Raw genomic sequence first — 17,125 nt, forward strand, 5'->3', positions numbered from 1 at the left:
CTCTCGACCGACTTGACCGGCCGGCGCTTCCTGAGCATCAGGGATCGTCGGCCGTTTTTATGTGAAACCGAGGAAATCCCATGTCCCGCACCGTGATCGCATTTATCGTCCTCGCCGCCCTGATCGTGATCGGGGCCCTGGCCTGGATGCTCACCCGCCCCGCGGCCGACCCGGCGCTGGATCAGGCCGCCCGGCTCGACTCGCCGTATTGGACCGACGCTGACCGCCTGGTCGATATCGATGGCGTGATGGCACGCGTGCGCAGCGAGGGACCGGCCGATGCCCCGGTCATCGTCATGGTGCACGGGTTTTCCTATTCGCTGGAAAGCTGGGATGGCTGGGCCGAAGACCTCAGCGCGGATCACCGCGTCATCCGCATGGATCTGCCCGGCCACGGCCTGACCGGCCCCGATCCGCTGCAACGCTATTCCGTGCCGCAGACCGTTGAATTCCTCGGCGCCCTGCTCGATGAGCTCGGCCTCGATCACGTCACCCTGGCGGGCAATTCCCTTGGCGGTCTGGTGTCCTGGCGCCTCGCCGCCGAGCGCCCCGACCTGGTCGACCGCCTCGTTCTGGTCGCGCCCGGTGCCTATTCAATCAATGGCGTCACCGACCAGCCCGTCGCCGTGCCGATGGGGGTGAGCTTCTATCTCACCAGCGCGCCCGAAGCGATGGTCGCCGCGGCCTCGGCCGGCCTCTATGGCGATGTCAGCCGTATGGACCCGGCACTGCCGGCCCGCGTTCACGCCCTGATGCAGACGCCGGGCGTTGGCCAGGCCCTGGTCGAGCGGCTGGAAGTCTTCACCCTGCCGGACCCGACCGCCGATCTGGCGCAGGTCCAGGCGCCGGCCCTGGTGCTCTGGGGCGGACGTGATGTGATGATCCCGGTGGAACAGGCGGCCCGCATCGCTGCCGACCTGCCGCAAGCCGAGCTGATCATCCATGACGATCTCGGCCATATCCTGCACGAGGAAGATCCGGCGCGCACGGTGGCCGATGTCCGGGCCTTCCTGGCGCAATAAACTGAATTAGCGGGTGGATTTCCCGGCCGCCCTGGCCGCGATTTCCGCCTGCAGATCGGCCCAGTCCTGCGGGTCGATATCGCTTTGCCGCAACACCACCACACCGAGGCCGGTGCGGTCATCACCTGCCGGTTCTGACAAGAGCCGGCCGAGCGTATGTGTCGCGGCGGTCTGGCGGTTGAGGCGCGGGAGATAACGGATATCGCGGCCGCTCTGCTGGCGTTCGACCGCGCCCTTGCGGCGCAGGCGCTGCAGGATGGACAGCGTCGCACTGGCCGGCTGCCGGCTCGCCCGGGCCAGTTCGCTCACCGAGGCGCCGCCACGATCCCATAACAGACGCATGGCGTGGGCTTCGTCTTCGCTGAGGTTTTGCGACTGGCTCATAACGGCTCCCACTCTGCAATCAGATGACCCGCTTCGCAACAGGTCTGGCGTGTCAGGGTTTTGTTTGCAAAGCCCGCGCCGGGGCGCCGAAAAACCTGACCCGGGCCCAGGGAAATGCCGCAAAGAGACACTGCCCCGCCAGTCCGATGAAATGGCTGGGCTGGCCGTAGAGGGCCAAATGCTCTTGCAGGCTCAACCCGTTTAATCCCACTGAAAGCCCTGCCTCGGCCGTCAGCAACAGGGTCAATGCGAATGCGCCCATCATGATCGCGGAGCGCTCGCTGCCGGTGAGCGACACGCGTGCGATCAGGACGCCGCAAACCATCCAGGCAAGGGTGAGGATGATGGGGACTTCAACCAGCACAGCCCCCAGCCGCGTCAGGGCCGGGAAGGCCTCGAGGGCGAGCGTGCGCAAGCCGCCAAACATGAAACCAAGTGCGAAAATGGAGGCAAAATACAAAAACCCGGCCCATACAGCTTGTTTCAGGGCGGCACCTGAAGCGTGTCGGTTGGTGGCCGTCTTGTGAGGCGATCGGGACATGGCCCGAGTATTCAGGAAACACGCGCCTCAATGCAAGCGCGCGGAGATGCCGCCCGGAGGCCTGGCCCATTTCAATGAAAGTCGCGGCTCTTCGGCAGCACATCCTCCAGCCGTTCACCCTGCATGACGCGGCGGTAAATGCCGATCAGGCGGGGGTCATCTTGCGGGCGGGCGATTTCGTCGGCGTGGGCCAGCGCCTCGGCGAACTCTTCGCCATCGGCGAGGGCGGCGAGGCGCCAGGATTGATCGGTGATGCGGCTGGCGATGATGTGGATGACATCGCCTTCCTTCTGTAGCCGTCCGGTAATTCCCATCAGCTTGGAGCGCATCACGATCTTGCGGTGACGCTCGAAGCATTTCGGCCAGATGATGATATTGGCGACGCCTGTCTCGTCTTCCAGCGTCGCGAAGATGACGCCGCTGGCCGATCCGGGGCGCTGGCGCACCAGCACCAGGCCAGCCAGGCTGACCCAGCGGCCATCGCGCATTTCGGTCAGGTGTTCGGCGGTCACATGGCCGCTTTCCTCCAGCTCAGGCCGGAAGAAGCTCATCGGATGTGCTTTCAGCGATAGCCGCAGGGTGGCGTAATCCTGGGCCACTTCCTCGCCGGCGCTCATTGATGGCAGGGCGGTTGCAGCCTCATGGCCGTATTCATCGGCATGCTCGAACAAGGGCAGAGGCTTGCCGGCCTGGGCGAGGGCGGTCCAGCCGGCCTGGCGGCGGTCGAGCGCCACCGATCCGAAAGCATCGGCATTGGCGAGCCGGTCCATGGTGCCGCGGTCAAGCCGCGAACGACGCGCCAGATCGGGCACGCTGGTGAAGGCGCCGCCCTCGTTTCGCGCCGCGATCAGGCGCGCGGCGGCGGGCTCGCGCAGGCCCTTGATCTGGCGCAGGCCAAGGCGCAGGGCAAAGTGAGGGCCCGATCTGGCCGACTCCAGCGTGCAGTCCCAGTCGGAATGATTGATATCGGGCGGGCGGACCTCGACACCGTGCTGGCGCGCATCGCGGACCAGTTGCGCCGGGGCGTAAAACCCCATCGGCTGGGAATTGAGGATCGCGGCGGCGAAGACATCCGGGTAGTAATGCTTGAGCCAGCAGGAGACATAGACGATCAGTGCGAAACTGGCGGCATGGCTTTCCGGGAAACCGTATTCACCAAAGCCTTCCAGCTGTTTGAAACAGCGTTCCGCGAAGTCGGGCTCATAGCCCTTTGCAATCATGCCCTTCATCAGTTTTGTCCCCATTTCATGGATCGACCCGGAACGCCTGAAAGCCGCCATGGAGCGGCGCAGCTGGTCGGATTCGGCCGGGCTGAAACCGGCGGCGACGATGGCGATCCGCATCGCCTGTTCCTGGAACAAGGGCACGCCGAGCGTCTTGCCCAAGACCTCCTCGAGCGCCTTTGACGGGTATTCTACCGTCTCCAACCCCGAGCGGCGGCGCAGATAGGGATGCACCATATCGCCCTGGATGGGACCGGGGCGGACAATGGCGACCTCGATCACCAGATCGTAAAATGTGCGCGGCCGCAGGCGCGGCAACATCGTCATCTGGGCCCGGCTTTCGATCTGGAAGACGCCCACGGTGTCGGCCTTGCAGATCATGTCATAGACGGCTGCATCGTCCTGCGGGATGGAGGCCATGGTCAGGCCGCGGCCATAATGGCGCTCGATCAGGTCGAAGGCGCGGGCGACGCAAGTGAGCATGCCCAGACCGAGCACATCGACCTTCATCAGGCCGAGCGCGTCGATATCCTCCTTGTCCCATTCGAGCACGGTGCGATCGGGCATGGCGGCATTGTGCAGCGGCACGATCTCGTCGAGCCGGCCCTGCATCATCACGAAACCGCCGGGATGCTGGGAGAGATGGCGCGGGAAACCCATCAGCTCACGGGCATAATGCAGCGTCATCGCGATATCGGGCGTGTCGGGGTCGAGGCCGAGCTCGGTGCGGATGCGGTTATCGGTGAGATCATCGGTCGACCAGCCCCATAGCGTTTTGGACAAGGCCGAGATGACATCGCCTGACAGGCCAAACACCTTGCCGACCTCGCGAATGGCGCCGCGCGGCCGGTAGCAATTCACCGTCGCGGTCATGGCGGCGCGGCGACGGCCGTATTTCTCATAGACATACTGGATCACTTCCTCGCGCCGCTCGTGCTCGAAATCGACATCGATATCGGGCGGCTCGCCGCGTTCTGCCGAGACGAAGCGCTCGAACAGCAAGTCGATCAGGGTCGGGTCGACCTCGGTAATGCCGATGGCAAAGCACACGGCTGAATTGGCCGCCGAACCACGCCCCTGGCAGAGGATGCCCTGGCTGCGGGCGAAGCGGACAATGTCGTGGACGGTGAGGAAATAGGCCGGGAAATCGAGGCTTTCGATCAGGGTCAGTTCATGGGCAATGGCGGCGCGGATCTTCTCCGGCGCACCATCGGGCCAGCGCCGCTCCAGACCCTCTGCCGTCAGGCGGCGCAAGGTCTGGGCCGGGGTTTCGTGGTCGCCGACCACCTCGCTGGGATATTGATAAACCAGTTCCTCGAGGCTGAAATTAATGCTGTCGGCGAGCGTGATGGTATTGATGATGGCGTGCTCATAGCCGCGAAACAGGCGCGCCATTTCTTCCGGCGGTTTGAGATGGCGTTCGGCATTGGCGGCGACGAGATAGCCGGCCTGCTTGATCCTCACATGCTCGCGGATACAGGCGAGCACATCAGCCAGCGGTTTGCGCTCGGGCACGTGATAGAGGGCGTCATTGCTGGCGATGCAGTCCAGACCAAGCTCGGTGGCGCAGCGATCCAGCGCATGCAGGCGCTCGCCATCTCGGCCGTCGAAACAGCGGGTCAGGGCGAGAGCATGGCGGGCTTGCGAGCGGGCGCAGAAATCACCGGCCTTGGCGTGCCATTCCTCGCACAGCGGATCGGGCGGCAGCAGGATGAAAACCTGATCCTTTGAGGCCTCGACAATCTGTTCCAGCCACAGCTCGCACTGGCCCTTTTTCGAGCGAAAATTGGCGTCCGTCAGCATGCGTGCCAGCGCGCCATAGGCGTGGCGGTGTTTGGGATAGGCGACCAGTTCGAAGCCGCATGTCGTCACCAGTCTCACCCCGACGAGGAATTTGATCCCGGCCTCTTTTGCGGCGAGATGACCCCGCACCGCACCGGCGAAGGAATTGCGGTCGGCCAGCCCGATCGCCGCCAGGCCGAGCGCCTTCGCCTGGGCGACCATTTCATCGCCGTGCGAGGCGCCGGTCAGGAAGGTGAAATTACTGGCGGCAACCAGTTCGGCGAATGCGGTCACGCGTGCTGCTCGCCTCGCAGGGATGCGACTTGCCGATCCGGCCCGGGCCCAAGGTGGCGCGTGATGGTGGCGATTACCTGGTCCAGCCGGTTGAAAATATCGGATTCGGCCAGGCGCAATACGGTCCAGTCCTCATGCATCAGATCGAGCATGCGCCGGCGGTCACGCTGCAGCGCGTCGCCGGTCGGGCGAGGGCTGGTTTCGATCTCGATCACCAGCTTGTGTTTCAGGCAGGCGAAATCGACGATATAGCCGCTGATCGGATGTTGGCGCCGGAATTTATGCCCGGCAATCCGGCCGGCGCGCAGGCGCTGCCAGAGAATTCTGCTGGCCAGCGGCATGGCCTTGCGCCGGCGGCGGGCGAGCTCGGTGGTGGTGAGGTGGGTTTGAGTCATTTCCATCATGATGCTCCGTGGACAAACCATTGGGGGTTGCGGGTTTCCGGGCCGTAGAGCCCGTCGCGATAGAGCCAGAAGCGGCGGCCCTCGATCGTTTCGATCCTGAAATAATCACGGGTTCTGGGGCTGGCGCGGCTTTCAGGACGCCACCATTCCGGCGCGAGGCGCTCTGGCCCCTCGGCCTGGTGGACCTGGTGGCGGGTGCGACGCCAGACGAAGCTGCGCGGCGGGCCGTCGGGAATCTCCGCCACCGCCTCGGCCGGTTCCGGTCGGGCGAGAATGAGCAGGGGGCGTTCCGGCGTCAGGCGGAAGGCTGGCTGGCCGCTGGCCTCGCGGACCATCAGAACTGAACCAGACGGGTTGGCGTCGGCGCTCCAGCCGGCCGCGCGTTCGGGGATATGGCTGTCGCGGCGGGCGGCGCGTTTGACGCGGGCCTCGCCCAGGCGAACGCTGAGCCGGTCGGTCAGACGGGCGAAATCCTCGCTATCCAGTTGATCGTCACCGATCAGTCCGGACTGCCGTCCGGACAGGGGGGCGGTGGCGGTGGCATTGAGCTCGATGACATCAATGCCGAAGCCGATATCGATCTCGGCGCGGTCGAGTTTCTCGTTGAACAGGCGGGCGATATGCGCCGCATCGCGCGCCGGGGCAGCGGTGCCGATGATCAGGAGATGTGTCTTGCCGTCGACGCGGAAGAGATTGAGCTCGACCCGGCGCAGGCCGCGGCCCTCGGCCTCGAGATGGGCGCATAATGCCTCGGCGGTGTCGCGTACGGCCTGTTTGATGCCGTCCAGCAGGAGCAGGGCGTCGGCAAAGCGCATCCGGGCGCGAAACGGGGTTTTCGGCTGGAGCGGATTGAGGCTCTCGTCTTCGAGGCCGCGGGCCTGGTCGAGACGGCGCACCAGATCCGGCCCGAAACGCCGCGCCAGATTGGCGCGCGGCAGGCCGGCGATATCGCCCACCCGTTTGAGCCCGAAACGGCGCAGCCGCGCGGCGGTGTCGCCAATGCGCAGGGCCTCGACCGGCAAAGCGTGCAGGGTTTCAGATGTGTCCTGGGCGATCAGCCAGCCGCTTGGCGCCCGCCGGGCCGGAAAGCGTGCCAGACCCCAGGCGAGGCCGATGGTCGGGGCGATGGCTCCATGGGCGGTGAGGCCCTGATCGCGCACCGCAGACAGTGCGGCCGTGACCAGCTGGTCTTCGCCGCCGAACAGATGCGCGCAGCCGGAGATATCGATCATCACGCCATCCTCCCCCGGCTCGCCGGGATCGGGCGCGGTCCAGGGTGACCAGCGGCCGCACCAGCGGGCAAAGGCGCCGAGCAGACGCCGGTCGGCATCGGGCGCAAACGGGGCGATGCGCAGGCCCGGCTCCAGCGCCTTGGCATCGGCCAGCGCCTGGCCGCGCCGCAGACCCAGCCGCGCCGCCTCATTATTGAGCGCATAGAGCCGCTCACCGCCGGTCGTGGTGTGAACCAGAGCGAAGGGAGGTTCCGGATCATCAGCCGGCGAGGCGCCTGACGGTCTCGCGTTCGGGCGCAGGCGGCGCCGCTCGACGGGCCATCTGGGCAGCCTCAAGGTCTTGGATCGCCGCATTTTTCCACTCGATCTCAAAGCTTTTCGGCGGGCCGCCCCGGACCCGTTCGAGCACGGCGCGAAAACGCGGTGCTCCCAATCCCGGCAATCCTGTCGCCCCGCGCCATGGCCGGTCCGGTGACGGCAGGGCGGATAGTCTCCAGCGGGTCAAAGCCGCGCTGGGCTGGATGTGTTGATGCCCGCGCAGCACGAGCACGCGCGCGCCTCCGGCTCGGGCCGCCCGGTGCAGGCGGCGCGAGGCGGTGAGGTCATAGCGGGCCGAGGCGCCGATCTCGCCGATCACCAGCGCGCCGGCATTCAGCCCCTCCTCCATCGCCCACAACACGTCGCTCGCATCGCGCGCCTCGACCAGCAGCACCCGCTCCGGCGCCAGCCCCCAACGGGCCAGAGCGAGCGGATAGGGCCGGCCGAAATCATGGGCACGGTGGCCCGCGCAGCGCACCCAGATCACCGGGCGAAGCTGGTCCTGCTCAGACAGCCCGCCACCCAGCATGCCGATCTGGAAAGCCAGCGCGGCGGGTGTGTCGAGATAGCTCGCCGGGCAGACTTCATGCAGGCCCGGCGCAAGCACCAGTGCGTCCTGACCCGTCAATACGGGCCCGGTTATCGGCGTTTCAATCGCCTGGATCTGGCGTCGCAGCTCCTCGAGCTGCGGCCGCCCTGTTCGGACGCGCGGCGCAGTTGGCATGTCATGGCCTCTGTTGAATGTTCCACTTATGTTCCTTTCGGGGTGGCCAAGAGTCAAGGGGGAGAATCGGCGAGACACGGGACAGGGTCCGGCGTCCAGCCGGTGCGTGTCCCGCCATCCCCAAGAGGGACTGACAAGGGCCGTGCGATCCACTAGCGTGTTTCAGCCTGAAGTGGGGGAGTGAGAAAATGCGCGTGTTTCTGTCAACGATATTTATGGCCTTCGCCATCGCCGCGCCCGGCCATGCCCTCCAAGCAGGGGACGTGGTCGTGGTCACCGGATCGCGTATCCAGGACTATGAAGATGATTTCGTTCCTTACGTCCGGTTGGACCGGCGCGCCGACGCGATCTCGGTGCGGGTTCGCGTCGTCGGCGATACCCGCGACGACGCGCTGCGCCAGCGGGAGTTGCGCGACACTCTGCGCAATCTCGTCAGGGCTGGCCGGCAAAACCCCGGGATCAATATCGGCTTGCTGGTGAGCCGCAATGATCTCGGTGATCAGTCAATTATTGATTTCGACGAGACGATGATCGAGACGATCGCGATCAGTGCTGGCCGCAATCGCGCGGATACGAGCGAGGTGGTGATTATGGCCACAACCGCGATTTCACCGACCGATACGGTGGATGCGGCGACAGCCCGTATCAATGCCTTCATCGACAGCACTCGGGTCGTGGGACGCACCGAAGTCCTCAACACGAATGACTGGGAATTGACGGTCATCGGCGGCCCGGTGCGGTATCGCGATGAGCTGATCGGCGCCATTGCTGCAGATGCCCACCGCACGGCGGCCGCATTCGGTGAGGGTTTCACGATTGAAGTCGACGGTCTCGAAGGCGGGGTTCACTGGCAAAGGGCCGGGCCGATGGAACTCACATTCTATGTCGACTACGCCCTTTCGGTCCGGCCAGCTCACTGATGCCATGGGCCGTCCGGGCTGCAATCGCTCCCAACTCGCGCTAACCTCCCCCCATGTGTGGACGTTATGCGATCGGCAAGCTGCAATGGTGGATCCTGCAGGAGACATTCAAGCTCCAGCAGGCGGCGACCAATCTCGAGCCGCGCTGGAATGTTGCCCCGACCCAGATCGCCCCGATCATCCGCCAGCGCACGGATGAAGAGCTCGGCAATGAGCTGGCGATGGCGCGCTGGGGGCTGGTGCCGCATTTCTGGCACAAGCCCTTGAGCGAGATGAAATACTCGACCTTCAACGCCAAGGCCGAGACGGCGGCCGATCTGCCCAGTTTCCGGCATTCATTCCGGCGGCGTCACTGCATCGTGCCGGCGGTCGGGTTTTATGAATGGACCGGGGAGAAGGGCGCCAAACAGCCCTGGTTCATCGGCCTCAAGGATACCGACTGGTTCGGCATGGCCGGCCTGTGGGACCGGGCCGAGATCGAGGGCGCGGTAATCGACAGTTTCACCATCCTGACCATCCCGGCCAATGAGGCCATGAAGCGCGTCCACAATCGCATGCCGGTGATGCTGCGGCCCGAGCAATGCCAGCCCTGGCTCGAACCTCACACCGCCGATCTTGAGCTCATCCTCAAGGGCGCACCCTCCGAGACGCTGTGGATTCACGCCGCCAACAAGGCAGTCGGCAATGTCCGCACTGATGGCGAATGGCTGACCGAGCCGGGGGATGGGGTGCAGCGCGGCGGGTTGATCTGATGCCGGACGCCGCCGCGATCACGCGCCTCAAGGCCTTCATCGCCGGGCATGCACTGACGATCACACCGGCCCCGGCGAACCCTGATCCGACCGGGCCTGACGCGGTCACCCTCGTCATCTCGGCACCCGGGCAGACGGCCCTGCGCATCACGGTCCGGGACGAATATGGCGATGCCCGGCCGGATAATCCGGCGCTCTGCCTGGCCTTGCTGGACATGCAGTTTCGCGAGCTCTTTGATGCCGGCGGCGAGATGGCGCGCTGGGCCATCGCGGAAGGCCTCGATCCGGCGGCTGCCAGAACGCGGGCAGACTTCGAGCAAAACGAGGCGGCGCGCGCGGCCTTCCTGGCGGCCTACGGGCCGATCCCCGATGTGGTGAGTGATCTCGACTGGCAGCTCAATGCCGGCGCGGCCCAGGCCCTCCGGGCGCTTTGAGCGGGGGCGCGGGGGCGGAGGATCATTCGGGCACCGCAAGGGGCGGAAGGATTTGCCCGAACAGGGTTCGCCAGTAGATTTGTGACTGGCTCTCGATCAAGGTTTCGGTGGCGCGTTGGCGGAGCAGCGGCAAGATGGCGGGATTGTCCCGCAGGCGCCCGGCCAGCGCTGTGATTGCCCCGTCCTGGCCGTCGATGTCACAAGGGAAGTCGAGTATTTCCGGTAGCGCGGCGTAATCGCCAATGCCCATCGTGCGCGGCTCGGCGCAGTTGCTGGCGAGTGCATCCACGAGGGACCGGTCAGCGAGCTGGAAAAAAGTGAAACGGTATGTCCGGTCACGATCCTGAAAACTCAGGTCGTCGGCTCCGCTTTCATAGTATTCAACTGCCGCAATCATCAGCGCATCATCGGCGACAAGATCGATGGTCCCGGTCGCGACAAGCTCGGTATAGGTCGTGCGGATGATCGGGAAGCTGAATATCTGGGTGGCCCGGAACGCCTCGATGACCAGGGTCTCGTCATCGACCGACCGGCGCCCTTCAAGTGCATCGATGGCGCGTTGCGCATTGTCGGAGACCTGGGCGTAGTAATATGCATTGCCTTCCACCCGCCATTGTTCGGCCTGCAGGTCCTCGATCAGCCGGGCGGTCAGGATTTCGGCGCGGGCATGGGCTTCCCGCTCGCTATTCCAGGCCGTGACCTGAAAGCCGATCACGACACCGGCGATGACAATGACGAATTCGATGGCGACGGCGGTCCAGTTCTGGGTCTTCAGGTGGTGGATAAGGCGCGAGAGGATCATTCGGCCGCCTCGTCAGCCGCCGGATCGTCGCGCGCGTCCGGCTTGCCCTCGGCAAGGATGCGATTGTGCCGCACCACGAAGAAGAATCCGATGGAGCCGACATAGGAGACCAGCAACATGATCCCGACCATCATCGGCATCGACGCCATCGCTGCGCCCCCGGGGCCCGCGGGTCCCAGCCAGCCCAGCGCGCCGGGATTCTGGCTGGCCTGCTCATGGATATGGACGCCGAGATTGAAGAAATCGGTGAAGGCGAACAATACGCCGGAACCCGAGAGCATGGCCCCGACCGTATAGAGAATGAGGAACAGCGCCGCGACCCAGCCCCCCATCCGGTGGGCGAGGAAATAGCTCGCCGTCAGCATGGCAAATGTCACGGCCATGTAATTGCTGAACACAAGATTGGCCGTGTTCAGATATTCTGAAAACAGCAAGGCCTGTTCAAAATCGGTCATGAAGTCATGTCCCCCGGCTTCCCCGTCAGAAGATTTAACACAATCAATGATGAGTTGGGACAGGGGATTGGCGCGCGGGGGTTTGCCACCATCGACCACCCGCAAGCGCGTTGTCAGGGAGGGGGCGTTTCCGGTTCATTTCCCTCGCATTCCAGCCACGCCACTAGATCGGGACAGCGCGTCGCCCCAGAACGGAGCAGGCAAAAAAATGCCCCGGCCTTGCAGCCGGGGCGGGGGATAGAGCGCAACGCGCTGGCTCAGTCCTGTTCGTGAAGCCAGGCGGCGTGCTTGGGCGCGCGCTTGGTGCGGCTCCACTCTTCGATCATCGCCGGGGCGACTTCGTGGAGCTGTTTCATCTGCTCGGGCGTGGCGGTATTGGCGACGAGTTCGAGACGGTGACCATTGGGATCGAAGAAATAGATCGATTTGAAAATGCCGTGATTGACCGGGCCAAGCACGTCGAGGCCTTCAGCCTCGATATGAGCCTTGGCGGTTTCCAGTGCGTCCATGTTGTCAACTTCAAACGCGATATGCTGGACCCATTGCGGGGTCTGCTCGTCGCGGCCCATTTCCGGCGAATTGGGCAGTTCGAAAAAGGCCAGGACATTGCCCATGCCGGCATCCATGAAGATGTGCATATAGGGGTCCGGCGCCTTGGTCGAGGGCACCTGGTCCTCGGCGATGGCCAGCACGAAATCCATATTCAGGACGCGCTGGTAGAATTCCATCGTCTCGCGTGCGTCCTTGCAGCGATAGGCGACGTGGTGGATGCGCTTGAGATTGACGGTCATGAGAACCTCCTGGAGCCGTTCATTGAATTTCGAGCCAATGGGAAGACTCCAAATCTTGGCGTGGTCGCATTTTCAAACCGCAAAACCGGTTCCCACTTTTGCTGAAAATGCTCCTAGGCGCTGATCGCGCCGCGGGCCAGCTGGTCGGCTTCGATGGATTTGAACAGGGCTTCGAAATTGCCTTCGCCGAAACCCTCATCCTGCTTGCGCTGGATGAATTCGAAGAAGACCGGTCCGATCGCCTTTTCCGAGAAGATCTGCAGCAGCAGACGCGGCTCGCCGCCCTCGGTGGTGCCGTCGAGCAGGATGCCGCGCTGGCGCAATTCGTCGGCGGGTTCGCCATGGCCGGGCAGGCGGTCGTCGAGCATGTCATAATAGGTTGAGGGCGGGGCTGGCATGAATTTGACGCCGGCCTTTTTGAGACGGTCCCAGCATTCGATCAGATTATCGCAGGAGAAGGCGATGTGCTGGATGCCTTCGCCCTTGTATTCGCGCAGATATTCCTCGATCTGGCCGACTTTCTCGCCCTTTTCTTCATTGAGCGGGATGCGGATCAACCCGTCCGGCGCGGTCAGGGCGCGCGAGACCAGGCCGGTATATTCGCCCTTGATGTCGAAATAGCGGATCTCGCGGAAATTGAAGAGCGTTTCGTAGTAATTCGCCCAGTAGTCCATCCGGCCCTTGTAAACATTATGGGTCAGATGATCGATCACATTGAAGCCGCAGCCGGCCGGGTGACGATCGACGCCCTCGATATACTCGAAATCGACATCATAGATGGATTTGCCGTCCTCGAACCGGTCGATCAGGTAGACCGAGGCGCCGCCAATGCCCTTGATCGCGGCCAGTTTCAGTTCGCTGAAGCCGGTCTTCATGTCGATCGGCTCGGCACCCTTGGAGATGGCCAGCTTGTAGGCGTCGCCGGCATTGCGCACGCGAAAACCCATGCCGCAGGCCGAAGGGCCATGCTCGGCCGCATAATAGGCGGCGGGCGAATTGGGCTCGTAATTGATGATCATATTGATCCCACCCTGACGCCAGAGCGTGACATCCTTGGTGCGGTGATTGGCAATGTGGGTGAAGCCCATCGAGCTGAAGACCGGTTCCAGTATCCCTTTTTCGGGTGCCGTGAACTCGACGAATTCGAAGCCGCAAAGCCCCATGGGATTTTCGAACAGATCGGCCATGAATCATCTCCGCAAAAGTGGTGGTTCGGCATGGAAACCATGCTCATCTTGCCGGTGGGGTATCATTCCGGTCGCACTTGCGTCAAGTTGTGAAAACAACTAATTTGCCCGCATGAAGCCTTCCATCACCCCCGCTGCCACCCGGCGCGTTATCGAGCTGGGCGGTTATTGGCCCTATCAGCTGACCGTGCTGGCTGACCGGATTTCACGCCACACGGCGGGAATCGTGAAGCAATATGGCCAGCTCAACCTGTCGCAATGGCGGGTCATGGCGGCCATTGCCGAACAGCCGGGCCGTACCGCGGCCGAAGTCGTCACCATCACGCCGATGGACAAGGGTATCGTCAGCCGCGCGACCAAGGCATTGCTTGCCGCGGGCCTGGTCCGGCGCGAAGGTTCGAAGGGAGATGGCCGTGTCAGTCATCTGTTTCTCACGGGCCCGGGCGAGACCCTGTATCAGTCGCTCATGCCGCGGGTCGAAGCGGTGTCGCGGGAGATCCACGCGGCGTTGAGCGATGAGGAACAACAGCGGTTTGAAGCCCTGCTGGGCCGCCTTGTCGCGACCATGTCCGACCCGACGGGCCCATGATTTTGCGACGAGCGCGCTGCGGACCGGTCCTGTTGCGGTGCCGGAACGCGTCACGCGTGCATATCTGATACATTGACCTTGGACATTGAATCGGCTTCACGAGCGTTTGTCTCGTGAGCGGAGAATGACTTTGGCGTCCAGGAAATTGGCAATCTTGATCGGGCAAATATGCGTCGCGGTCGTGCTGGCTGGCCTGACCGGCCTGGCCGGATGCCGAATTCTCGACCAGCGCCTCGAAGTCGCCCAGGCCGAGCATCTCAATGCCTATATCCGGGTTCGTGCCGGTCGCGAGCAGCAGATGTTCGAGGATGCCCGCCGCCTGACCCGCGCAGCCGAGGACACTTTCCGTCGCCGCCTGGCGATCTTGCAGGACGTACCGGTGGATGCAGAATTCGACCGGCTGTTTCCGGTCAGGGCTGACGGGACGCGCCGCAGTGCTCCTGGCTTGTATGACGGGACGACGCTCTCGACGGGCGACTATGTCTTCGGTATCGGCGCCTTCCTGGCCGATGGCACAATGATGACCGACACCGAGAAGCGCCGCTATCTGGCCGGTTTTCAAACCGTACGCGCCGTGGGCGAGGCCTATCTGGGCCGTTTCTCCAACCTGTATTATTTCACGCCGGATCGCCGCATGGTGATGTTCGCGCCCGAGCGTGAGGACAGGCTGGTCTTCTATCGCGAGGAGGCGCCGGCCGATTTTGATTTGCGCGGCGATGAAGATGCCGCCCTGTTCGATTTGCGCAGCAATCCCAATAGCGAGATGCGCTGTACGGCGCTGTCCCGCTTTGTCTATGCCGATGGTGGCGACCGGGCCGCGAGCGCCTGTCGTCAGCCGGTGCGGGATGGCGATGAATTGCTCGGTGCGTTCGGCAGCTCGATTTCAATGACCGAGACCCTTGCCACGGCGCTTGAAATGCCGCCAAGCAATGGCGTGAACATGTTGTTTGACCATGCCGGGAACATCATTTCGCGAGGGCCGCCACCGGCGGCGCCTGCCCGCGGCGAGCCGGCCCGCACTGTGTTGCCACCGGAAGACATCATGGCAATGCTTCGCCTCGACCCGCGTCCGTTCGGCGTCTTCGTCGTCCCCGATGGCGGCTGGATGATTGCCTTCAGCCGCATCGAGGGTCCGTCCTGGTATTTCGTATCGGTGGTTGACCTGGCCCCGCTCCGGCAAACCTCGCGCGCGCCCGCGCAAATTCTGGCTTTGCTGGTGCTGGCCGCCATGCTCACCATCATCGCAGCCGGCGCGTTTCTGGGCCGCGAAAAGACACCGCCAATGGTGTGACAGACGCCGCTCTACGGTGCCCGAACCGGCCCCTGCATTAATAATACGGAATAATCACTGGTCATGCCCGGCATGGCGGCGTATTAGGGCGCGCCTTTTCACCAAGCAGGATTACACTCATGAGCGCGTCCCTCGACAAGCTGCGCAATATTGCCATCGTCGCGCACGTCGATCACGGCAAGACCACCCTCGTTGACCAGCTGCTCAAGCAGTCGGGCACGCTGGGCGAACGCGCCAATACATCCGAACGCATGATGGACTCCAACGATCTGGAGAAAGAACGCGGCATTACCATTCTGGCCAAGAACACGGCTGTTACCTGGGGCGACTGGTCGATCAATATCGTCGACACCCCCGGACACGCCGATTTCGGCGGCGAAGTGGAGCGCGTCCTCTCCATGGTCGATTGCGTGCTTCTGCTCGTCGACGCCGTTGACGGCCCGATGCCCCAGACCAGCTTCGTCACCAAGAAAGCCCTGGCGCGCGGCCTCAAGCCGATTGTGGTGATCAACAAGGCGGACCGTCCCTCGGCCCGCCCTGACTGGGTGCTCGACCAGACGTTTGACCTGTTCGACCGTCTTGGCGCCACGGAAGAGCAACTCGATTTCCCGGTTGTCTACGCCTCGGCCCTGCAGGGCTGGGCTGCGAGCAATCCGGGCGAGATCGGCACCGATATGGAGCCGCTCTTCAAGATGATCACCGAATACACGCCCGAGCCACCGGTCGACCGTGATGGTCCGCTCCAGCTGCAGGTTTCGGCGCTTGATTATTCCAGCTTTACCGGCGTGATCGGCATTGGCCGGATCGCGCGCGGGACGATCCGCAAGAACCAGGCGGTCACGGTCGCCAAGGCAGACGGCACGACCCAGAAGGGCAAGATCCTTCAGCTCTACGGCTTTCACGGCCTCGAGCGCGTCGAGATTGACGCGGCCCAGGCTGGCGACATCATTACCTTCACCGGTATCGACAAGCTGAAAATCTCCGACACGGTATGCGATCCGGAGGCTGTCGAAGGCCTGCCCCTGCTTTCGGTTGACGAACCGACCCTGTCGATGACCTTCCAGGTCAATGACAGCCCGTTCGCCGGCCGTGAAGGCAAGTTCGTGACCAGCCGCAATATCAAGGAACGCCTTGATCGCGAGCTGATCCACAATGTCGCCCTGCGCGTCGAGCAGATGGCCGATGCCGACAAGTTCAACGTCATGGGCCGGGGTGAGCTTCACCTCTCCATCCTGATCGAGACCATGCGCCGCGAGGGCTTCGAGCTCGCCGTCGGCCGCCCGCGCGTCGTGCTCAAGGAAATCGACGGCGTCTCCTGCGAGCCTTACGAGGCCCTGACCATCGACCTGGAGGAAAGCCACCAGGGCGGCGTGATGGAAAAGCTCGGCCAACGCCGTGCCGACCTCAAGAACATGGTGCCGGACGGGCATGGCCGGGTTCGCCTGGACTATGTCATTCCGACCCGTGGCCTGATCGGTTTCCGTTCCGAATTCCTCACCCTGACGTCGGGAACGGGCCTGCTCTTCCACACGTTTGACCATTATGCCCCGCGCACCGAGGGCCGTTTCGGCCAGCGTCACAACGGTGCCATGGTCTCGATGGTCGATGGCAAGGTGGCCGGCTTCTCGCTGTTCAACCTGCAGGATCGCGGCAAGCTTTTCCTCGGTCACGCGGCCGATATTTATGAAGGCCAGATCATTGGTGTGAATGCCCGCGATGACGACATGGTCGTCAATCCGACCAAGGGCAAGAAGCTGACCAATATGCGCGCTTCGGGGACGGACGAGAATATCGTCCTGACGCCGCCAATCCGTGTCACGCTCGAGTTTGCGCTCGAGTTTATCGATGATGACGAACTGGTCGAAGTGACGCCGCAATCCATCCGCATCCGCAAGATTTTCCTCAAGGAATACGAGCGCAAGCGGGCCCGCACGGCCGCCGGCGACTAACGCCTGCTTCACCTGCGAACACGATCAAACG

At 63.6% G+C, this 17,125-nt stretch carries 17 protein-coding genes; 7 read left to right on the forward strand and 10 right to left on the reverse strand.

Going from position 1 to position 17,125, the window contains the following annotated elements; translation table 11 throughout:
* The first annotated feature begins 80 nt into the window (after positions 1 to 80).
* Complete coding sequence (locus ACN0YJ_RS03995) at positions 81 to 1,022, forward strand: alpha/beta fold hydrolase (protein WP_417495414.1); 942 nt, start codon at positions 81 to 83, stop codon at positions 1,020 to 1,022.
* 6 nt (positions 1,023 to 1,028) lie between these two features.
* Here ACN0YJ_RS03995 and ACN0YJ_RS04000 read toward each other — a convergent pair whose 3' ends face one another.
* From ACN0YJ_RS04000 to ACN0YJ_RS04025, 6 genes are all read right to left on the reverse strand, one after another.
* Complete coding sequence (locus ACN0YJ_RS04000; protein ID WP_417489071.1) at positions 1,029 to 1,406, reverse strand: BlaI/MecI/CopY family transcriptional regulator; 378 nt, start codon at positions 1,404 to 1,406, stop codon at positions 1,029 to 1,031.
* 52 nt (positions 1,407 to 1,458) lie between these two features.
* A complete protein-coding gene (locus ACN0YJ_RS04005) occupies positions 1,459 to 1,866 on the reverse strand; it encodes a hypothetical protein (RefSeq protein ID WP_417495415.1) in 408 nt (135 codons plus the stop codon).
* Positions 1,867 to 2,018: 152 nt separating this feature from the next.
* Positions 2,019 to 5,246 (reverse strand): error-prone DNA polymerase, encoded by a 3,228-nt coding sequence (locus ACN0YJ_RS04010; RefSeq protein ID WP_417495416.1) that lies wholly within the window; start codon positions 5,244 to 5,246, stop codon positions 2,019 to 2,021.
* Complete coding sequence (locus ACN0YJ_RS04015; protein ID WP_417495417.1) at positions 5,243 to 5,641, reverse strand: endonuclease domain-containing protein; 399 nt, start codon at positions 5,639 to 5,641, stop codon at positions 5,243 to 5,245. The genes ACN0YJ_RS04010 and ACN0YJ_RS04015 overlap by 4 nt, the downstream gene beginning before the upstream one ends.
* 5 nt (positions 5,642 to 5,646) lie before the next feature.
* Positions 5,647 to 7,218 carry a DUF6504 family protein gene (locus ACN0YJ_RS04020; protein WP_417495418.1) on the reverse strand — a complete coding sequence of 524 codons (1,572 nt, stop codon included), beginning with the start codon at positions 7,216 to 7,218 and terminating at the stop codon, positions 5,647 to 5,649.
* Positions 7,142 to 7,924: an ImuA family protein gene (locus ACN0YJ_RS04025; RefSeq protein ID WP_417495419.1), complete on the reverse strand. Its 783-nt coding sequence runs from the start codon at positions 7,922 to 7,924 to the stop codon at positions 7,142 to 7,144. Before ACN0YJ_RS04025 ends, ACN0YJ_RS04020 begins: the two co-directional genes overlap by 77 nt.
* Positions 7,925 to 8,112: 188 nt before the next feature.
* On the opposite strand from ACN0YJ_RS04025, the gene ACN0YJ_RS04030 reads away from it, so the two are divergent.
* The 3 genes from ACN0YJ_RS04030 to ACN0YJ_RS04040 are packed head-to-tail and all read left to right on the forward strand — an operon-like array spanning position 8,113 to position 10,030.
* On the forward strand, positions 8,113 to 8,844 hold the full coding sequence (locus ACN0YJ_RS04030) for a hypothetical protein (protein WP_417495420.1): 732 nt from the start codon (positions 8,113 to 8,115) through the stop codon (positions 8,842 to 8,844).
* Positions 8,845 to 8,897: 53 nt separating this feature from the next.
* On the forward strand, positions 8,898 to 9,596 hold the full coding sequence (locus ACN0YJ_RS04035; protein WP_417495421.1) for an SOS response-associated peptidase: 699 nt from the start codon (positions 8,898 to 8,900) through the stop codon (positions 9,594 to 9,596).
* On the forward strand, positions 9,596 to 10,030 hold the full coding sequence (locus ACN0YJ_RS04040; protein ID WP_417495422.1) for a hypothetical protein: 435 nt from the start codon (positions 9,596 to 9,598) through the stop codon (positions 10,028 to 10,030). The genes ACN0YJ_RS04035 and ACN0YJ_RS04040 overlap by 1 nt, the downstream gene beginning before the upstream one ends.
* A gap of 22 nt (positions 10,031 to 10,052) precedes the next feature.
* Here ACN0YJ_RS04040 and ACN0YJ_RS04045 read toward each other — a convergent pair whose 3' ends face one another.
* From ACN0YJ_RS04045 to hppD, 4 genes are all read right to left on the reverse strand, one after another.
* Positions 10,053 to 10,832 (reverse strand): hypothetical protein, encoded by a 780-nt coding sequence (locus ACN0YJ_RS04045; protein ID WP_417478497.1) that lies wholly within the window; start codon positions 10,830 to 10,832, stop codon positions 10,053 to 10,055.
* The gene (locus ACN0YJ_RS04050) at positions 10,829 to 11,287 is read right to left on the reverse strand and encodes a hypothetical protein (RefSeq protein WP_417495423.1); all 459 of its coding nucleotides are present in this window, start codon (positions 11,285 to 11,287) and stop codon (positions 10,829 to 10,831) included. The genes ACN0YJ_RS04045 and ACN0YJ_RS04050 overlap by 4 nt, the downstream gene beginning before the upstream one ends.
* Positions 11,288 to 11,544: 257 nt before the next feature.
* Positions 11,545 to 12,078: a VOC family protein gene (locus ACN0YJ_RS04055; RefSeq protein ID WP_417495424.1), complete on the reverse strand. Its 534-nt coding sequence runs from the start codon at positions 12,076 to 12,078 to the stop codon at positions 11,545 to 11,547.
* 113 nt (positions 12,079 to 12,191) lie between these two features.
* Positions 12,192 to 13,265, reverse strand: a complete 1,074-nt coding sequence (hppD, locus tag ACN0YJ_RS04060) for a 4-hydroxyphenylpyruvate dioxygenase (RefSeq protein WP_417478494.1) — start codon at positions 13,263 to 13,265, stop codon at positions 12,192 to 12,194.
* Positions 13,266 to 13,377: 112 nt separating this feature from the next.
* Here hppD and ACN0YJ_RS04065 point away from each other — a divergent pair, with 112 nt between their 5' ends.
* The 3 genes from ACN0YJ_RS04065 (at position 13,378) to typA (ending at position 17,094) form a co-directional block, all read left to right on the forward strand.
* Complete coding sequence (locus ACN0YJ_RS04065; protein WP_417478493.1) at positions 13,378 to 13,854, forward strand: MarR family winged helix-turn-helix transcriptional regulator; 477 nt, start codon at positions 13,378 to 13,380, stop codon at positions 13,852 to 13,854.
* A 154-nt stretch (positions 13,855 to 14,008) separates the two neighbouring features.
* Positions 14,009 to 15,145, forward strand: coding sequence for a hypothetical protein (locus ACN0YJ_RS04070; RefSeq protein ID WP_417478492.1), 1,137 nt, complete (start codon positions 14,009 to 14,011; stop codon positions 15,143 to 15,145).
* A 119-nt stretch (positions 15,146 to 15,264) separates the two neighbouring features.
* Positions 15,265 to 17,094, forward strand: coding sequence for a translational GTPase TypA (typA, locus tag ACN0YJ_RS04075; RefSeq protein WP_417489079.1), 1,830 nt, complete (start codon positions 15,265 to 15,267; stop codon positions 17,092 to 17,094).
* Positions 17,095 to 17,125: the final 31 nt, after the last annotated feature.

The organism is Maricaulis sp. (assembly GCF_048270095.1).
GTDB lineage: Bacteria > Pseudomonadota > Alphaproteobacteria > Caulobacterales > Maricaulaceae > Maricaulis.